The sequence below is a fragment of the Micromonospora sp. NBC_01796 genome (genome assembly GCF_035917455.1).
In the GTDB taxonomy this organism is placed as follows: Bacteria; Actinomycetota; Actinomycetes; order Mycobacteriales; family Micromonosporaceae; genus Micromonospora_G.
On record NZ_CP109078.1, the window covers coordinates 2,265,343 to 2,283,908 of the forward strand.

The 18,566-nt window shown below is 71.1% G+C and carries 12 protein-coding genes, 1 pseudogene and 1 riboswitch; of the genes and pseudogenes, 4 read left to right on the forward strand and 9 right to left on the reverse strand.

Annotated features, from left to right (window positions below; all coding sequences use genetic code 11):
• Positions 1–84: 84 nt before the first annotated feature.
• Positions 85–969 (forward strand): DUF1996 domain-containing protein, encoded by an 885-nt coding sequence (locus OIE47_RS10350; RefSeq protein ID WP_326561277.1) that lies wholly within the window; start codon positions 85–87, stop codon positions 967–969.
• 236 nt (positions 970–1,205) lie between these two features.
• On the forward strand, positions 1,206–2,375 hold the full coding sequence (locus OIE47_RS10355; protein ID WP_326561278.1) for an AI-2E family transporter: 1,170 nt from the start codon (positions 1,206–1,208) through the stop codon (positions 2,373–2,375).
• A 45-nt stretch (positions 2,376–2,420) separates the two neighbouring features.
• On the opposite strand, the gene OIE47_RS10360 is transcribed toward OIE47_RS10355, so the two are convergent.
• Positions 2,421–3,053, reverse strand: a complete 633-nt coding sequence (locus tag OIE47_RS10360) for an NADPH-dependent F420 reductase (protein ID WP_326561279.1) — start codon at positions 3,051–3,053, stop codon at positions 2,421–2,423.
• Positions 3,054–3,163: 110 nt separating this feature from the next.
• On the reverse strand, positions 3,164–3,826 hold the full coding sequence (locus OIE47_RS10365) for a dienelactone hydrolase family protein (RefSeq protein WP_326561280.1): 663 nt from the start codon (positions 3,824–3,826) through the stop codon (positions 3,164–3,166).
• A 589-nt stretch (positions 3,827–4,415) separates the two neighbouring features.
• A riboswitch (cyclic di-AMP (ydaO/yuaA leader) is annotated at positions 4,416–4,545 on the forward strand.
• 3 nt (positions 4,546–4,548) lie between these two features.
• Here OIE47_RS10365 and OIE47_RS10370 point away from each other — a divergent pair.
• Positions 4,549–5,583: a coiled-coil domain-containing protein gene (locus OIE47_RS10370; RefSeq protein WP_326561281.1), complete on the forward strand. Its 1,035-nt coding sequence runs from the start codon at positions 4,549–4,551 to the stop codon at positions 5,581–5,583.
• 96 nt (positions 5,584–5,679) lie between these two features.
• Here the strand turns inward: OIE47_RS10370 and OIE47_RS10375 are convergent.
• The 6 genes and pseudogenes from OIE47_RS10375 to OIE47_RS10400 all read right to left on the reverse strand — a co-directional run.
• Positions 5,680–8,034: pseudogene (locus OIE47_RS10375) on the reverse strand (glycoside hydrolase family 65 protein); the annotation flags it as partial.
• Positions 8,031–8,783, reverse strand: a complete 753-nt coding sequence (locus OIE47_RS10380) for a beta-phosphoglucomutase family hydrolase (protein ID WP_326561282.1) — start codon at positions 8,781–8,783, stop codon at positions 8,031–8,033. The pseudogene OIE47_RS10375 and the gene OIE47_RS10380, both read right to left, overlap by 4 nt.
• A 72-nt stretch (positions 8,784–8,855) precedes the next feature.
• Positions 8,856–9,320 carry a DUF4442 domain-containing protein gene (locus OIE47_RS10385; protein WP_326561283.1) on the reverse strand — a complete coding sequence of 155 codons (465 nt, stop codon included), beginning with the start codon at positions 9,318–9,320 and terminating at the stop codon, positions 8,856–8,858.
• A 118-nt stretch (positions 9,321–9,438) separates the two neighbouring features.
• Positions 9,439–10,431, reverse strand: coding sequence for a hypothetical protein (locus OIE47_RS10390; RefSeq protein ID WP_326561284.1), 993 nt, complete (start codon positions 10,429–10,431; stop codon positions 9,439–9,441).
• A 64-nt stretch (positions 10,432–10,495) separates the two neighbouring features.
• Entirely contained in the window at positions 10,496–11,812 is a 1,317-nt protein-coding gene (locus OIE47_RS10395; RefSeq protein ID WP_326561285.1) for an ABC transporter ATP-binding protein, read from the reverse strand.
• Positions 11,813–12,028: 216 nt separating this feature from the next.
• Entirely contained in the window at positions 12,029–14,041 is a 2,013-nt protein-coding gene (locus OIE47_RS10400) for a glycosyltransferase (RefSeq protein WP_326561286.1), read from the reverse strand.
• A gap of 359 nt (positions 14,042–14,400) precedes the next feature.
• Here OIE47_RS10400 and OIE47_RS10405 point away from each other — a divergent pair, with 359 nt between their 5' ends.
• Positions 14,401–16,005 carry a glycosyltransferase gene (locus OIE47_RS10405; RefSeq protein ID WP_326561287.1) on the forward strand — a complete coding sequence of 535 codons (1,605 nt, stop codon included), beginning with the start codon at positions 14,401–14,403 and terminating at the stop codon, positions 16,003–16,005.
• Between the two features lie 186 nt (positions 16,006–16,191).
• On the opposite strand, the gene OIE47_RS10410 is transcribed toward OIE47_RS10405, so the two are convergent.
• Positions 16,192–18,558, reverse strand: a complete 2,367-nt coding sequence (locus OIE47_RS10410) for a glycosyltransferase family 2 protein (RefSeq protein ID WP_326561288.1) — start codon at positions 18,556–18,558, stop codon at positions 16,192–16,194.
• Positions 18,559–18,566: the final 8 nt, after the last annotated feature.

An 18,566-nucleotide genomic window follows, 5' to 3' on the forward strand; every position in this document is an offset into this window, starting at 1 on the left:
CCCGGCCGGCCCCCGCGGGCGTCCCCTCGGCGCCCCGGCACTCCACCGCACGTACCCCCACCCGTGAGCCCAAGGAGTTTCCGTATGCACCGGAGATCCGCTCTCGTCACCCGGCCACGCCTGCGCCTGGTCCTGCTCTTCGCCGCCCTGGTCGCGCTTATGGGCAGCTACCTCACCGCCGCCGTGTCGAAGGCCGACGCCGCCGCCGAACCGGTCAGGGTGGCGGAGTTCCTCGCCGACTGCCCGTTCAGCCATCGCCTGCCCGACGACCCGATCGTCTTCCCCGGCCTGCCCGGCGCCTCGCACATGCACAGCTTCTTCGGCAGCGAGGTCACCAACGCCCACACCGAGCTGCCGGACCTGCTCAACGCGAACAGCAACTGCAATCCGGCGGTGGACAAGTCGTCGTACTGGGTGCCGACCCTGTACGTCAGTGACCAGACGGTCGAGCCCGAGATCACCACGTTCTACTACCTCGGCGAGGGCGTACGCGACGACGTGATCGCGCAGATCCAGCCGCTGCCGCTCGGGCTGCGGATCGTCGCCGGTAACGCCAGGGCGACCGCCCCGGACGATTCCACCAACTCCCGCTGGTCCTGCCTCCACCATGGCGAGGTCGGTGCGTCGAAGGACTTCGTGAACTGTCCCGCCGGGAGCATGATCGAGTCGTATCTCGACTTCCCGCAGTGCTGGAACGGGGTCGACCTCGACTCGCCCGACCACAAGAGCCACATGGCGTACCCGGTCAACGGTGGCTGCCCGAGCACCCATCCGGTTCCGGTCCCGAAGTTGCGCCAGGTCCTGCGGTACCCGGCCAATGGTGACCCGGCCCGGTTCCGGCTCGCCTCCGGAGCTGGCTACACGATGCACGGGGACTTCTTCAACGCCTGGCCGGAGGACGAGATGGCCCGCCGGGTGCAGGACTGCATCCGACCGATCATCAAGTGCGGTGCCGACGGCCGTCCCTGATCCGACCTGACCCCGATGGGGGCTCCCGTGCCAGCGGGAGCCCCCATCCGTCTGTCCCGGCGACGCCGGAACGCCGACGGAGCGAAATTCAGGACGAAACACGGAGCTATCGCTACATCGCGTAGGATTCTGGACGCCCCGCCCAGACGTGTCGACCCACCCCTGACCGGGTACTGCCCCTCCGCCGACATCGAGAGGGGTCACCGTGACCATGGCGAGCGAGCGAGGGGCCGACAGTGTCTGACGGCACCGCGGCACCCGATCCGGAGGCTGTCGGGGCGGGCCCGGCAGCGCCGGAGCCGGAGGCCCCGCTGCACGGCAGACTCGATCGGATCCAGGGTGCCCAGCAACGGGTACACAGCACCTGGGACAGTCTGCCCTGGTTCCTGCGCTGGTCCGTGGTTTGGAGCGCCTGCCTGCTGATCATCGCGGGCGGGGTCTTCCTGCTCGCCACCCTCGCCTCCCGGCTCGCGCCGCTGACCATCGCGCTCGCCGCCACCCTCTTCCTGGCCGCCATGCTCGACCCGCTGGCCGTACGGCTGCGCCGGTTGCGCCTGCCCCCGGCACTGGCCGCGCTGATCTCGCTCTTCCTCCTGCTGGCGGTGATCGGCGGGGCCGCGTACCTGGTGTGGACCCTCACGGCGGACCAGTTCTCCAGCCTGAGCAAGCAACTGGACGAGGGTCTGGACCGGACCAGGGACTTCATCACCGGCTCGCTGCCGGTCAGCCCCGAGCAACTGGACCGGTGGACCAAGCAGGCGACCGACGGGCTGCGCCGGTCGACGCCGGACCCGGTGGCCGGAGCCCGTACGGCAGCCGAGGTGGCGGGCGCCGTACTGCTGATTTTCGTGCTGCTGTTCTTCCTGCTCAAGGACGGGCGGCCGATGTGGCAGTGGGTGCTGAGCCGGGTCTCCGACCGGTCCCGCCCCGCCTTTATCCAGGCTGGGCGCAACGGCTGGCACACGCTGAGCGCGTACACCCGGGGGACGGTGGCGATCGCGGCGATCGACGGCATCGGCATCGGGTTGGCACTGGTCCTGCTCGGGGTCCCGCTCGCCTTTCCGCTGGCGGTGGTCACCTTCCTCGGCGGGTTCATCCCGATCATCGGCGCCACGGTCGCCGGCAGCGTCGCGGTCCTGGTCGCCCTCGCCGCCAACGGTCCGACCACCGCTCTGCTGACGCTGCTGGCGGTGATCGCCGTACAGCAGACCGAGGGCAACCTGCTCGAACCACTGATCATGAAACGGCAGGTACGCCTGCACCCGGTGGTGATCCTGGTGGCGGTCACCGCGGGCACCCTCTTCGGCGGGATCGCCGGTGCCTTCGTGGCGGTGCCGGTGACCGCGGTGGTCTACCGGGTTGTCGACACCATCACCGCACTCCGGCAGGGGCGGGACCCCTCGTGACCGGCACTCCGGAGGCAGCCAGCCGACGGCAGCGACGTGGTCGGGTCAGGAGTCCAGGCGCAACGCCTCGACCAGCTCGTCGGCGGTGAAGTCGGCGTCGTAGGTGATGCCGCCCGGCTGCTGCTTGCGCCCACCGGACGCGAGATCACCGGCGTCCACCGGCTGGAAACCGAGCTCTTCCACCAGGTCCGCGACGGCCCGCTTGGCCTGCGGATCGTCCCCGGACATCGGAATGCCGTACCGCTCCTGGGCCGAGGACTGGCGGGCGTGGTCGCGCATGTTCTCGGCGTGCAGGGTGTTGAACGCCTTGACCACGTGCGCACCGCGCAGGTGCTGCTGCACCATCTCGCTGGAGGTGGTCTGGTCCTGGTCCAACTCGGGGATGTTCCCGTCCCGGTCCGGTGTGTAGTTCCCGGTGTCCATGACGGTTTTGCCCTTCAGCTCCGCCGTGGGCAGTTCGTTGTACCGGCCGAACGGTACGGCGACGATCACCACGTCACCGAAGCGCGCCGCTTCCGACGGGGGTACCGCGTGCGCCCGGTGTCCGAGATCGCCCATGAGGTCCTGCATCTTCTGTGGGCCGCTCGCGTTCGCGATCGCGATCTCGTGGCCCGCCGCGGCGAGACGACGGGCGAGCGTTCCACCTACGTTTCCTGCGCCGATGATCCCGATGTGCATGCCAGCGGGTTACCCGCCAATCCCGCCGATGAACGGGTCGGACAGGGGTCCGCGTTCGGCGTCCGAGCCACAGACGGACGGCCTCGGGCAGCGGCGAAAGCGCGCACCGGTCAGGGGGCGGCGCCGAAACTGGGTAGGCGGTCGGCGAACCAGTCGGCGGCCTGGTCGGCCACCTGCTCCAGCGCTCCGGGCTCCGGGAACAGGTGGGTCGCGTCGGGGATGATCCGCAGTTCCACCTCCCCGCCGAGCGCGTCGCGGGCCTGCTGGTTGAACTGGATCACCTGTTCGTCCTGACCGCCGACCAGCAGCAGGGTCGCCGCGCGTACGCGGGAAAGGGCCGGACCCGCCAGGTCCGCGCGGCCGCCGCGGGAGACGACCGCCGGTACGTGCTCCGGCCGCTCGGCCGCGGCTACCAGTGCCGCCGCCGCACCCGTGCTCGCGCCGAACAGCCCGATCGGCACGGCGGCCGTGTCGGGCTCGGCCCGCAGCCAGTCGATCACCCCGACCACCCGGCCGGCGAGCATCGGTATGTCGAAGCGCAGCTCCGCGGTCTTCTCGTCGACCTGCTCCTCCTCGGGCGTAAGCAGGTCGACGAGCACGGTCGCCAGGGCCCGCTGGTTGAGTACCCTCGCCACCGCGACGTTGCGCGGGCTGCGCCGGGAGCTGCCGCTGCCGTGGGCGAACAGCACCACTCCGACCGTCCCCTCGGTAGGGGTGACCAGGTCGGCGGTGAGCTGCACCTCCCCGGCCCAGATCGTGGTCTCGGTCGTCACTGTCTCCACCCGCTGTCCGGTACCCGCCTACGAGTGGAACAACCCGCCGCCGGGCCGCCAATCCCCGTTTGCGGGCTCGGTGGTCGGGAAGGCGAACCGGGTCAGGCAGGAAGACCACGGCGGCCGTGGCAGCGGCCCGCGCTGAGGCGATCGTGAGGATGCCATGACCCACCACAAATCCGCTAAGTCGGAGTCCGGTCGAGCCGGCACCAGTCCGCCGAAGGACAAACGCGACAAGCGCGAGGGTGCGCGGCGGGACTGGGCGGACGAGGCGGCACAGGCACGGGCCTCGGACGACCCGCGCCGGGTGACCCCGCACGACCCTTCGGGTGTTCCCTCGACCGGGGACCGCCGCTAGATCAGGAGAGACACCACGGCTCGGCCGACACCGGAGATTTCGGTCTCCGGGACGCGGCCGGGGCCGGGCACGACGACACGCCCCGGCGGGCACTCCTCACGGAGGCCCGCCGGGGTTCGGTGCGCTAGCAGGAGAAATCTCTGGCGGCGACCCTGAAATCGGGTACTAAGTCCGTCTGATCCGGTAATGTCACCCTCGGTTCCGACCCGGTGGTACCCCCTCTGCTGTCGGCGACGACCGCCGCCCAATCGCCTTGTGCGAGCCGGGGAACCAGGTAGTCGGGGTGAGTCCGCACACGCGGTAGGGCCTGTTCCGTCCCGAACCCGTCAGCTAACCCGGTCGGCGGCCGACGGGAGGAACGTGCATGACGAGACCCAAGCGTCAGCGGTTCTCGCTGGCCCTGACCCTGCTCGCCGTGGTGACTCTGCTGGGCGGTGCCGCCGTCGCGGCCGGGCCGGCCGCAGCCGCACCCTCCTCGCCGACCGCGCCCGGGGACGAGGGCGGCAACCCCCTCTTACGTGACGTACTCGAGTCGGCCGGGCGTGGTTACGCCGCCGCGAGCGTCGGGGTGGAGAACGCCCGCAAGCACCAGGTGGCGCTCGCCGACGAACTGCGGCAAATCGAGGCACAGCTCGACCAGCTCACGCCCGAGGTCGGAGAGGTCGCCGTCAGCGCCTACCGGATCGGCCGGATCGGGCCGATCTCCGCGCTGCTCGGCAGCGCCTCACCGGACGACTTCATGGACCGGGCCGGGGGGCTCGACCTGATCGCGCAGCGCGACAACAGCAAACTTCGCCAACTGTACGAGGCACGCGACCGGGCCACCCGGGCGAAGGCGGCGGCCGACGCGGCGATGGCCGAGGAACAGCGCCAGCTCTCCGTGATGGCCAAGCAGAAGGAGGCGGCCGAACGCGCCCTCTCCCAGGTCGGCGGCACCAGCACCGAGGGCTTCGTGAACGCCAGCTCACCGGTCGCGGAATCCGCACCGCGCAACCGGGACGGGTCCCTGCCGGCGCAGTCCTGCAACCAGAACGACCCGACCACCAACGGCTGCGTCACCCCGCGCACCCTGCACGCGCTGACCGAGACCAAACGGCTCGGCTTCACCCGGTACGTGTCGTGTTACCGCAGCGGTGGGCCGTTCGAACACCCGAAGGGCCGGGCCTGCGACTTCTCCGCGCAGCCCGGCGGGTTCGGCGGGGACGCCAGTGGCGGCGACAAGACGTACGGCAACAACCTCGCCGCGTTCCTGGTCCGCAACGCCGACCGGCTCGGCATCCTCTACGTGATCTGGTACCGCCAGATCTGGTTCCCGGCAACGGGCTGGAAGGCGTACTCGTCCGCGAAGGGTGACCCGTCCAGCGACCACACCAACCACGTACACCTGTCCCTGCTCTGACCGGGGACGGCCGCGGACCTACTTCTGGGCGCGGGGGCGGCGCGGGGGCTCGACCTCGGACTTGACGGTCGGGCCGGCGATCTCGGCCACCGAGGCCCGGCGGGCCGGGGCGCGGCCGGGCGGCTGCTTCGGTGCGGGACCCGCCGGGCGCGCCTCCGGCACCGGTTTGGTCACCGGTTCGTCGGAGGTGACCCGGACCTTCTCCCCGTGGTGGAACAGCTCCACCACCCCGCCGCTGCTGTCGCCGTCGCGCAGGGAGTACGTCGTCTCGCGTTCGCGTACGTCGACCCGGAGCCGGTGCCCGTGCCAGACCAGCGAGAACTCCAGCCGGTCGATCCGGTTCGGTAGCCGGGGCGCGAAATAGAGGGTGTCCCCGTGGTCGCGCATCCCGCCGAAGCCGGCGACCAGCGCGATCCACGCCCCGGCCAGTGAGGCGACGTGCACCCCGTCGCGGGTGTTCTGGTTCAGGTCGTGCAGGTCCATCAGGGCGGCCTCGCCCAGGTAGTCGTGGGCCAGCTCGAGATGCCCCACCTCGGCCGCGAGGACCGCCTGGGTGCAGGCCGACAACGACGAGTCGCGGACCGTACGCCGCTCGTAGTAGGCGAAGTTGCGGGACTTCTCCTCCGGGGTGAACGCGTCCCCGCGCCAGTGCATGGCGAGCACCAGGTCGGACTGCTTCACCACCTGCTTGCGGTACAGGTCGAAGTACGGGTAGTTCAGCAGCAGCGGGTACTTCTCCGGCGGGGTGCCCGCGAAGTCCCACTCCTGGAGCCGGGTGAAGCCCTCCACCTGCTGGTGTACGCCCAACTCCTCGTCGTACGGGATGTGCATGGCGTTCGCCGCGTCCCGCCAGGCGGCGGTCTCCTCGTCGTCCACGCCCAACCGCCAGGCGTGGTCGCTGTGCCTCGACACGGCGTCGGCGGCGGAGAGCAGGTTCCGCTGCGCCATCAGGTTGGTGTAGACGTTGTCGCTCTTCACCGCGGTGTACTCGTCCGGGCCGGTCATCCCGTCCAGGTGGAACTTGCCGGCCCGGTCGTGGTGCCCGAGCGAACGCCACAGTCTGGCCGTCTCGACCAGCAACTCCAGCCCGATCTCGCGCTCGAAGTCCTGATCGCCGGTGGCCTGCACGTAGCGGCGTACGGCGTCGGCGATGTCCGCCGCGATGTGGAACGCGGCCGTGCCGGCCGGCCAGTACGCCGAACATTCCTGGCCCCGGATGGTCCGCCACGGGAACGCGGCCCCGTTCAGCCCGAGGGTCCGGGCCCGTTCCTGGGCCATCGGGAGGGTGGAGTGCCGCCACCGGAGCCCGGACGCCACCGCCGACGGCAGGGTGTACGTCAGCACCGGCAGCACGAACGTCTCGGTGTCCCAGAAGACGTGCCCGTCGTACCCCGGACCGGTCAGCCCCTTGGCGGCGATCGGGCGCAACTCGGCCCGCGCACCGGCCTGGAGTACGTGGAACAGGCCGAACCGGACCGCCTGCTGCACCTCCGGATCGCCCTCGACGCGTACGTCGGAGGTGTCCCAGAAGGTGTCCAGGTAGTCGCGCTGCTCGGCGAGGAGCCCGTCCCAGCCGGAGAAACGTGCCCCGGCCAGGGCGGCGCCGACCTGGTCGCGCAGGGCGGGCCGGGACCGTTCGCTGGACCACCCGTACGCGACGTACTTGTCCAGCCGGATCCGCTCACCCGGCTGGAGTACGCAGGTGATGGTGGTCCGGGCCCAGTCGTCGAAGGTTTCGGTGCTCAGCGTGGTCCGGGCCGGTGCCTCCAGTTCGTGGCCCATCGCCGCGGCCAGCCGGAGCCCGCTGGCCCTGGTGGTGTGGACCAGCAGACCCCCGTCCTCCAGGGCCAGGTGCTCCTCGGACTGCAGCGGCGACTCCAGCACCGCCGCGACCCGGGGATCCTTGCTCTGCGCCGGCAGGACCTCGTTGGCGACCAGTTCCGACTGCACGATCAGCCGCAGCGGCTCGTCGACCGGCTCCACCTCGTACCGGATGGCCGCGACCGAGCGCTGGGTGAAGGAGACCAGTCGGGTGCTGCGGATCCGTACCCGCTTGCCGGCCGGGGAGCGCCAGAGCACCTCCCGGTGCAGGGTCCCGGCCCGCAGGTCGAGAACCCGTTCGTGGTCGAACAGCTCGCCGTACCGGACGTCGAAGGGTTCGTCGTCGACGAGCAGCCGGATCAGCTTGCCGTTGGTGACGTTGACGATGGTCTGCCCGGACTCGGGGAAGCCGTACCCGGCCTCGGCGTACGGCAGCGGCCGGAGTTCGAAGAACGAGTTGAGATAGGTGCCGGGCAGGCCGTGCGGCTCGCCCTCGTCCAGGTTGCCGCGCAGTCCGATGTGACCGTTGGCGAGGGCGAACACCGACTCCGACTGGGCCAGCACGTCGACGTCGAGGCGGGTCTCCCGGACGTGCCAGGGCTCGACCGGATAGGCCCGTTCCCGGATCATGCGGCATCCTCGCGGGTCAGGAGTTCGGCCAGGTCGGTGACGACGATGCTGGCACCGTGCTCGCGCAGCGCCGTGGCCTGCCCGACCCGGTCGACCCCGACCACGTAGCCGAAGCCACCGCCCCGGCCCGCCTCGACCCCGGACAGCGCGTCCTCGAAGACGGCGGCCTGGTCGGGCTTGACGCCGAGTTGCTCGGCGGCGGCCAGGAAGGTGTCCGGGTGCGGTTTGCCGCGCAGCCCCCGCTGGGCGGCGACCACCCCGTCGACCCGGACCTCCAGCAGGTCTTCGAGTCCGGCGGAGGCGACGACGTCCCGGCAGTTCGCGCTGGCCGACACGACCGCCCGGCGCAGCCCGGCGCGGGCAGCGGCGTGCAGGTACGCGACCGATCCGTCGTACACCTGGACGCCGTCGGTGTGGATCCGGCGGAGCAGGATCTCGTTCTTCCGGTTGCCGACGCCGTTGACCGTGTTCGCCTCGGGCGGGTCGTCGGGTTTCCCCTCCGGCAGTTCGATGCCCCGGGAGGCGAGGAAGGTCCGTACGCCGTCGGCTCGGGGGCGCCCGTCGACATACCGGTTGTAGTCCGGCCCCGGGTCGTACGCCACGAACGGCTGCCCGTGGGCGTCGGCCCACTGACGCAGGAAGGCGTCGAACGTCTCGGCCCAGGCGGAGTTGTGGACCCGGGCAGTCTGGGTCAGCACTCCGTCGAGGTCGAAGAGGCACGCGGTCACATGAGCGGGTAGACCCAGCACGCTCTCAACTTATCCGGGGGAACCGGTCGGACAAACGTCTTTCCTCGATGGTGTTTCCCACCTCGTACGAGGTCAGCGGCGGCGCAGCGTCCAGACCACGGTCATCTCGGCGGTCAACTCGCCGTCCTCGGTGCCGATCTCGACCAGCACCGGGAACTCGGGGCGGGTGCCGGCGTCGAATTCGGCGGTCACCTCGGCCACGGGCCGTCCGAGCCGGGCGGTTGCCCGTACCGGGCCGAGGGCCAGCTTCCGGTAGGCGATGTTCGCGGTGACGGCCAGCGGCACCACCCGGTCGAGCATCGCGCCGAAGGCGGCCAGCACCACCGCTCCGGAGGCGGTTTCCCCGAGGGTGAACAGCGCCCCGGCGTGGGGGCCGCCGACATGGTTGTGGGTGGCGGGGGTGTCCGGCAGCCGGACCCCGACCCGGACGCCTTCGGCGCCGTCGGGGGCGATCTCCACGAATTCGAACCCGAGGGTACGGACGAACGGCACCGCGTCGAGCATGCCGGCCGCGATCTGACGTGAGTCGATGGTCATGAGCCGGAGGCTACTCGCCAGTAATTTACCTCGGCAATACCCAACGGAAACCTGTCGCCGTATCGCCCCGCCCCGACCGGCAGGTCGCCGGGTCGGGGCGGAACGGGACGGGCGACGGTCAGAGGTTGGCGATGGTCCGGAGGATCTCGGCGTAGAAGTTGCCGTCGATGCTGCGGAAGAACGCGAAGTCCTGCCCGGGGCTGCCGAAGAACGGCCGCAGGGTCCAGGCGAGCTGGGTGCCGACGAAGCCGAACAGCAGGATCCAGATGTAGAGCAGGGTCATGCTCGCCGGCCGCTGACCGGTACCCGCCGGCGCCACCCGGGCACCGGGCTGCTGCCGGTATCCGGGCGGAAGCTGGTACAACGGCCAGGCCGGCTGGGTCGCCACCTGCGCCGGGGCACCCTGGGCCGGGGCGGCGGGTGCCGCGGCGACCGGTACGGGCGCGGTGGTCACCGGTACGGGCGCGGCGAGCGGCGCTCCCCCGTCACCGTTCGCCGCACCAACCGTGACCGGCGCCGGAACGGCGGGCACCTCGGCGGCAGCGACCGGAACCTGCGCCTGCTGCGGCACCTGCGCCGGCTGGGCCTGCGGCTGTGGCTGGGCGGGAGCGAGCAGGCCGTGCTCGTTGAGGACCTGCATGCCGCCGGTCAGGAATTTCAGCCCGACAAAGGCGGAGAGGGTCAGGATCGCCACGTTGAGCAGTTTGAAGAATCCGTAGTCCGGCGCGGTGATCAGGAAGAAGAGGCTGATCGGCGCGAACGCCACCGCCAGCATCGAGGTGACCGTGATCGCGACCATCACCATCGCCACCGCCTGGCGTACGGAGAGGCGGGCGCCGAAGACCAGATTGAACAGATACAGCGTCGGCAGACAGATCGCCAGCGTGATCAGGAACAGCAGTGGCAGTTTCACCGCCGAGGTGAGCGCCATCAGGAAACTGTGGAAGGCGCCGAGCACGGCACCGTAACAGGCGAGGGCGATCGCCGACGCGGCCAGCATCTTGCCGGTCAACGCATTCAGGTCCCGCTCCTCGACCACCTGCTGCCAGATGCCGTGCCGATCCCGGAGAATGCGCTCGATGACGAGCAGGCCGGAGCCGTCAGTTGCCACGGATGATCCCTTTCGGTGGTGGAAAGCGGAACTTAGCCCATTGACGCTAAGTGGTGGGGGCGCGTTACCGCCACCCCACATCAATCCGGTCGCCGCGTTCGTCGAAAAAGTGCAGCGCGTCCATGCGTACCGAAATGGCCAGTGGATGTCCGGCCGCGACCGCCGGGTACGGCGCCAGCCGGACGGCCAGCTCCGCCGGACGGCGATGGTGCCGGCCCGGATCGTTGAGCACGCTGGTACGCGCACCGGGGCCGACCGTCTCCCGCTCGACGCCGGGCTGGTTCGGCACGGCGGCCCGACCGGTGAGCCGCTGCACGGCGTGGCCGAACCGGCGCAGCCGGCTGCCGGTGGCGGCCTGCTCCCGCGTCGGCCCACCGAGTTCGTCCACGACGATGGCGGTCGCACCGATGTCCAGGAAGGCGAGCGACTCGTGCCCGTGGTGCTCCAGGTAGCGGATCCGGCCCTGGAGCACGTCACCGGGGGCGTCCGCCGCGACCGGGGTCAGCGCCTCGGCCCGCATCCCGACCACGATCCGCTCACCGTGGTAGTGCGCCACCGCCCGCGACCGGATGTCGTCCCAGGGCAGGTAGAGCGACTGTTCCCCGAGGTTGAGGGTCACGTACCGGTCGAGGTGGACGTAGACCGACGCCTCCAGCAGGTTCATCCTCGGGCTGCCGAGGAACGCGGCGACGTAGAGGGTGGCGGGGCGGCCGTAGACCTGGGTCGGCGTACCGACGTCCTGGAGCACGCCCTTGCGCATGATCGCGACCCGGTCGGCCATGGTCAGCGCCTCGGCCTGGTCGTGGGTGACATAGATGGTGCTGACACCGAGTTCGCGGACCAGACCGGAGATCTCCGCCCGCAACTCGGCCCGAAGACCGCTGTCGAGGTTGGACAGCGGCTCGTCCATCAGGAACAGGCCGGGTCGGCGTACGATCGCCCGCCCCATCGCCACCCGCTGCCGCTGCCCGCCGGAGAGCTGGCTCGGTTTGCGGGCGAGTACGTCACCGATGCCCAGGGCGCTGGCCACGTCGTTGACCCGTTCGGCCCTCGGCGTCGGCTCGACCCCGGACAGCCGCAGCGGGAACGCGATGTTGTCGCCGACCGTCATGTGTGGATAGAGCGCGAAGTCCTGGAAGACCATGGCGATCCGGCGGTCGCGCGGCGGCAGGTCGTTGGCGAGTTCGCCGTCGAGCAGGATCGCACCGCTGCTCGGCTCCTCCAGCCCGGCGACCATCCGCAGCACGGTGGACTTGCCGCAGCCCGACGGTCCGAGCAGCACCATGAACTCGCCGTCGTTGACGTCGAGATTCACGCTGTCGACCGCGACCGTTCCGTCCGCGAACACCTTGGTCACGTCTTTGAGCGCGACGGTTGTCACCGTCACCTCCCCGCAGCATCGAGCCGGCCCCCGAGATGACTGTGACGAGGATCATCGCCCACGCCCATCGGGTAAACGTTCCATGCTCATACTGTGACGACGCGGTAACTCGCTCGCAAAAGGACTCTGCTAGCCCGTACGCGGACCCCGTCGGCCCGGCCGTGGGTCCCCGCGCGTGGCGACCCGGCCACACCGACCGGTACGCATCGACGCTGGTCAGCGCCGGTGTGTCACCCACGGTTCGGTGTCCTGGTCGACCCCCAGCCCGGTCAGCCCGGTGAGGCTGGACTCGGTCCCGAACTCCCGGTGCCGGGGCAGGCCGGACCACTGCATGCCGGCGCCGCGCAGGAAATATTCCAGACCCGGATCCCAGGTGTGGCCGTCCGAGCGGCGCTGGTAGACGTAACCGAGCGGGTGGGTCCGGTAGATCAGGCCACCGGAACGGCGTACCCGGTCGAGCAGTCCCCGGTCGATCGAGCGCGGCACCGGACGCCAGCCGCCGACCTGCTCCAGGTCGCCCCGGCTGATCAGCATCGTGCCGCCGGCGACCACCGAGATGTACTCCTCGGCGAGGCCGACGTCCCGGCGGACGGTGGTGTCCAGGGTCTGCAGGTAGACGAACTCCGCGCCCTTGCCGACCAGGGTCGCGCCCGAATAGTGCCGGGCCAGCACCAGATCCCAGACGTGTTCCGGGCCGTACGTGTCGTCGTCGTCGAACTTCGTCACCAGGCTGCCCCGGGCGCGGGCGGTGGCGGCACCGATCGCCTCACCGAAACCGTGCTCCGGCGGCAGCGTCATGATCTCGATCGGCCGGGAACTGCGGGCCACCCGGGCGCGCAACTCCGCCGGCACCTCGACGCCGTGCAGGCAGAGCACGATCTCCAGATTCGGGTACGTCTGGTTCTCGATCGCGTTGACCGCCTCGATCACGTGCTGGAGACGCTTCGTCACCAGCAACGCGCTCACCGACGGCACCGCCGTCAGGCTCGGGAACGTGGTGGCGGCCAGCCGGGGCAGCGTGAACCCACTGGCGTGCAGCCGCATCGCCGACCGGCGCAGCGCGACCGCGCGTACCTCCCACTCCAGGTCGTCGTCGCTGCGGGCGGGCAGGTCCTCGCGCAGCGCGTCGCGTACCTCGTCGGCCAGGTGCACCCCGACCTCGTCCGGCAGCCCCGGTACGTGCACCAGCAGCCCGGCCAGGACCAGGTGCACCAGGAACGCGGCCTCGGCGACCGGATGCCGGGCCGGCACCCGGGCGCAGTGCACCACCCCGGTCGAGACCAGCGCCGCGAGCGCCTCCTCGCCGAACCACGGCCGGTCGATCCGGCCCTCGCAGAGCGGACCGTCCGGGCCGGTGAGCCGGTAACCCCAACCGTCCTCTGCGTCGGTGAAGGTCAACTCGGCCCGGCCGGCGGACCGGCCGAACGGGCCGTAGCGGTGTTGCACCACCGAACGTTCGAGGTCGACCAGGACCGTCGCCGGCCGGGAGGCGGCGCCGGCACCGTACGGGTTGGCGGCGAGGGTGGTCGCGTACAGGTCGGCCGGGGTGGGTGCGGCCACCGCGGAGTCGACCACCTCGACGACGCTGGTCTCGGTGACGGCCGGCTGCTCCAGCGGCCGGGGCTCACCACTGGCGGTCAGCACCAGGTCATGGGCCCGGATGTCGTTGTTCTCCGGCAGCGCCCCGGAAACCACGGCGGTGTTCTGTCCCCCGCCGAGCCAGGCCGGCAGTACGTCCTGGGCGGTCACGTCGGCACTCGCCGGCTGCGGCAGCGCCCTGACCGGGGTGAACAGCGGGATGACCGCGGCGAGTACGGAGCGTAGCGGGGTCGACCAGCGCACCTCGATGTCGACCATCGCCCGACCCTCACCGGTACGCGGGAACCGGGTCCGGTGCGCGAGTACGTGCCGGATCGCGCCGAGCCGGCCGGACCAGCCGCCCTGCGGGATCCGCCAGGAGTCGACCACAACGGTGACCCGGCGTACGTGAACCAGTGAGAAGGGGTGGTCGAGCAGGTGCCGCAGCCAGTCGACGGACTCGGCCGCGATCGCCACCCGGCCGACCTGGTCACCGGGTCCCGGCGCCGGGCGGCCGCCGGACCTGCCGGGCACCTCGGTCAGTCCGGAGCCCATCATCGCGACCGGCCAGCGCCGACGGCGCAGACCTCGCCGGTCACCGATCACCAGCCGCCAGTGGCTGTACATCTCCGGCGTGTCCTTGCTCGACAAACCCGGTCCCTCTCTGCGTCTGGTGGCGGCCGAGGGCGGGCTCGCCGCCGACAGCCTGTGACGCCGGACAGACGCCGCCACAGCCGTACTGACAACCCCGAAGATCCCACGATAGCCCGTCAAAAGCGTACGCGCCGAGTTGCCCGCAAGCCCGTAGGCGAACCGGTTCGGCAGCTCATCCGATGTGCACGGGGTGCTCCGGGCCGGTTACGTTCGGGTCGGCGGGGCGCTCTCGAACCGGTGGACGGGCGCCTGCGACCGGCGAGCACCGCCCGGTACGGCGGTTGCACATCGTTAGACTGTGGTTCGTGTCGAGCCGGAATCGTGTCCCATCGGATGTGCACCCACATCAGGTCAAGTTGGTCCGCAACGATTGGAGCCCGCTCAAGCCAGGCGAAATAGGCGAATGGCAGCCGACGAGGTCGGTCTCGGTCGTTATCCCCGCGTACAACTGCCAGGAGTCGCTGAACCTCACCCTGGCCTCGCTGAGCCACCAGACGTACCCGGACCACCTGCTCGAGGTGGTCGTCGCCGACGACGGCAGTGAACCACCGATCGAACTGCCGAAGATCCGCCCGACCAACTGCCGGATCGTCCGGGTCCCGGAACACTCCACCGGTTGGGGCCGATCCAACGCCCTGCACGTCGGTGCGATCAACAGCGAAGGCGAAATCCTGCACTGGCTCGACGCCGACATGGTCGTCTTCCCGGAGCACGTCGAGGCCCAGGTCCGCTGGCACCACGTATCCGAAGAGGCTGTCACTCTCGGTTACAAGAGGTTCGTGGCGAGCGACTTCCCGACGCCGGAGGAGGTCTCCGAGCGGGCCGTGGCTGGGACCCTCGACAAGCTCTACCGGATCCAGGACACCGAGCCGCACGACTACGTCGAGAAGCTGATCAACGACACCGACCAGCTCCGGGGCGGTGACCACCTCAACTTCCGGGCCCACGTCGGCGCGACCGCCGCGCTCACCCGCACCCTCTACCTCGCCGCCGGTGGCCTCAACACCGAACTGCGACTCGGCGAGGACACCGAGTTCGGCTACCGGCTGACCCAACTCGGCGCCGTTTTCATCCCCGAGCCACGGGCCGGGAGCTGGCACATGGGTGCCACCCACATGATGACGAAGGGCGACGCGCTGCGCCGCTACAACCACCCGTACCTGGCCGAACTGATGCCCCACCCGCGCTACCTGCGACCGGCCGCGAACCGGTCCTGGGCGGTTCCGCTGATCACCGCCGTGGTCCAGGCCGAGGGGTCGTTCGAACTGGTACGCGCCTGCGTCGACCGGCTCCTCGCCGGGGACCAGACCGACCTGCGGGTCAAGCTGGTGGCGGACTGGGACGCGATCGACGACAACCGTCGGTCCGTACTCGCCGATCCGCTGCTCGACCGGCGGCTGCTCCAGGTCACCTACCGGTCCGAGTCCCGGGTCGAACTCGTACGCCAGGCGCCGGAGACCGTCTTCCCGTCCCCGTTCCTGCTGAACGTTCCGCCGCACCTCGGGGTGGACGTCAACACCGTACGGCGGATGGTGGCGGAGGCCGACGAGTGGCAGGCCGGCCTGGTCCGGTTGCTGCCCACCGGGGCGACGTCGCCGGCCGAGGCGCTGGCCCTGTGGCGTACCTCCGCCCTGAGCCGCGCCCAGCGCGTACGCCGACCGGGCGAGCAGCTCGACAAGGTGGTGGCGGAGGTGGCCGGCGAGCGCTGGGTCAGCGGCGACGAGTTCGGGGTGGTCAACCTCGCCCTGCTCTCCCCCGCCGGTCTGACCTCGCCCCGACCCCGGTTGGTCCAGCCGTCCGGCAAGCGCGCCCGCCGGTCGTACAGCGACACCGAGACCATCCCCGTCGGCGGCGTACGCTCCCTGGCCAACGCCACCCGCTTCGTCGCCCGCCAAGCCGCCATCGGCGTAGCCCGCAAAGTCCGCCGCCGCGTAACCCGCCCCACCCCACCCTCGAACTAACCCCCACCCCACCCCACCCCACCCGCCCCGCCCCGCCCCGCCCCGGCCCGGCCCGGCCGTCGATCTTGCAGTTGTGGCGCCACGAATTGCGCGAGTAGTCGCATTTGTTCACCGCCACAACTGCAAGATCGCCGCGTTCATGGGGGCGGGGGGAGGGGGGCGGGGAGGGAGGCGGGGGGGAGGGGGCTAGGTGAGGGGGGTGAGGCGGATTGCTTCTCGTTCTCGGTCGGGGAGGAGTTCGAGGCGGCGGCCTGCCACTGGCACGTCGCGGGGTAGGGAGCGGCGGGCGGCGACGTCGAAGGGGAGGTCGACGGGGGGTGCCTCGGCGCCCTGCCGGTAGAGCAGGAGCCAGTCGCCGTCCGGGAGGGCGGTCGCACCGGCGACCGGGATCCGTACCCGCCAGCCGGCGGAGACCTCGGCCGGCAGTTCGAGATCGGGCGGGAGGACCTCGTTCGGGTCCGCGCCGGTGCGCTGGCGCAGCACGATCCGCAGGTCACCCCAGTCGTGCTGACCGCCGGGCAGCTCACCGAGGAACGACAGCATGCCGTCGGCCAGTTCGGCGGCGTGCACCACCGGACCCGGCGGCAGCACCCGCAACGCCAGGATCTCGTCGTCGGTCGGGCGGGCGAGTACCTCCACCTCGCCGACGGTCTGCCGGGCACCGGTGAAGCCGGCGGCCACCGGCAGTTCCCACGCCCCGCCGTCCGGGTCGGCGTAGGCCACCCGCCACCCGGCGCCCACCTCGCCGACCAGGGGTGACCAGTGCGCCAACCCGGCGGCGGTCACCAGTTCGGCCACCGGGATCCGTGCCGTCCACCCCACCCCGCACGGCCCCGCCCCGGCACCGACTCCGACCGACGCCGCCTCGACCGAACCGCCGTCGGCCGGCTCCACCGGGTACGAACGCCAGAGCACCCCGGCGGTACGGGCGAGCCGCAGCGTCGCCCCCGCCGGACGGCTCAGCGCACGCCCCTCGACCAGCAGGGTGTTGCCGTCGATCCGGGTGCCGGTGACCCACGCCTGCGGCCGTTCCACCCGCAGCCGCAACCCGGCGCGGTGCGGGTACGGAACCACCCGTACCCCGTCGGCGACCCACCGGGCGGGCAGCGCCGGCCGGGCGTCACCGAGGCCGAGGGTGCGCCGCTGCGGTCCACCGGGATTGACCAACGCCACGTTGAAGACCCACTCGCCGGCCCGCCACCCGTCCCGCCCCGTCAACCGGCGCGGGTCGACCACGGCGGAGAACCCGGACCAGCCGTACGGCACCGAGCTGGGCGCCTCGGCCACCCGACGGGGGCGGCTCGGCAGGCGCAGGATCCGGCGCCGCCCGGTGGCCTCACGCAGCCAGAACACCCGAGCCGAGGCCCACGGTTGGGCCGCCCCACGGGCCACGTCGTAGGCCAGGCCGCGTACGTGCAGCCGCCCGTCGACCCAGCGCGCCTCGTGCACCTCGGTCCGCACCCCCGGGCCGAGCTGGAACAGTCGACGGGGTGCGGCCGGGTGACCGGCGTCGAGCAGCGGCAACCGGAGGTAACGCCCCCCGCCCCGGCGTACCACCGGCGGGGTGGCGTCGAGCCGGCTGGCCGCCACCACCTCGACCACCTCCGGCAGGGCCCGTGCGCGAGCCAGGTGCCAGGCCACCCGCAACCGCGCCACCAGCCGGTCGAGCACCCGCTCGTCGACCCGGCTCAGGTAGTCGGTGGCCAGGTCGCGGAAACGCTCCCGGTACGCCTGGTCGACGTCCGGCAGCAGATCCAGGAAGATCCGCAGGTCGTTGACGAGCGTGGTCTCGTCGTACCAGTCCTTGAGCTTGCGGTCGAGGGCGGCGAGCGACCGGCTGGCACTGTCCACGGCGGCGAACCGGTCGACCAGGTTGCGCACCTCGTGCTGCCGTTGGGTGATCGACAACTCGGCGCCCGGCTCACGTTGGCGCCAGTAGTAGACCGGCAGGTCGAGCACGTCCACCGACCCGGCCAGCGCGTACGCGGGCACGGTCAGCGGGATGTCCTCGTAGCGCACCCCCTCGGGGAACCTGAGCCCGTGCTTGTCCCAGAACGAGCGGCGGAACACCTTGTTGCAGGCCAGCCGGTCGTAGACCAGGTTCCGCTGCGCCTTCAGGCTGGTCCGCAGGGCGGTGACCCGGTGGGTGCCCCGGTGCAGCGGCGACTGCCGCAGGCCACGCGACGTGAGCAGGGCGACGTTGCCGGAGGCGAAGTCGGACCCGGTCTGCTCCAGCGCCCCGACCAGCAACTCCAGCGCGTACGGCGGCAGCAGGTCGTCGCTGTCCACGAAGGTCAGGTAGTCACCGGCGGCGGCCTCCACCCCGGTGTTCCGGGCGGCGCCCAGTCCCCGGTTGGACTGTCGGATCAGCCGGAACCGGTTGTCGGTGGCGGTGTACCGCTCGGCGATCTCGCCACTGTCGTCGGTGGACCCGTCGTCGACCAGGACCACGTCCAGATCCGGGTACGTCTGACCGGCGATCGAGTCGAGACACTCGACCAGGTAACTACGTACGTTGTAGATCGGTACGACGACGGTGATCAACGCGCCCAAAGCCGGCC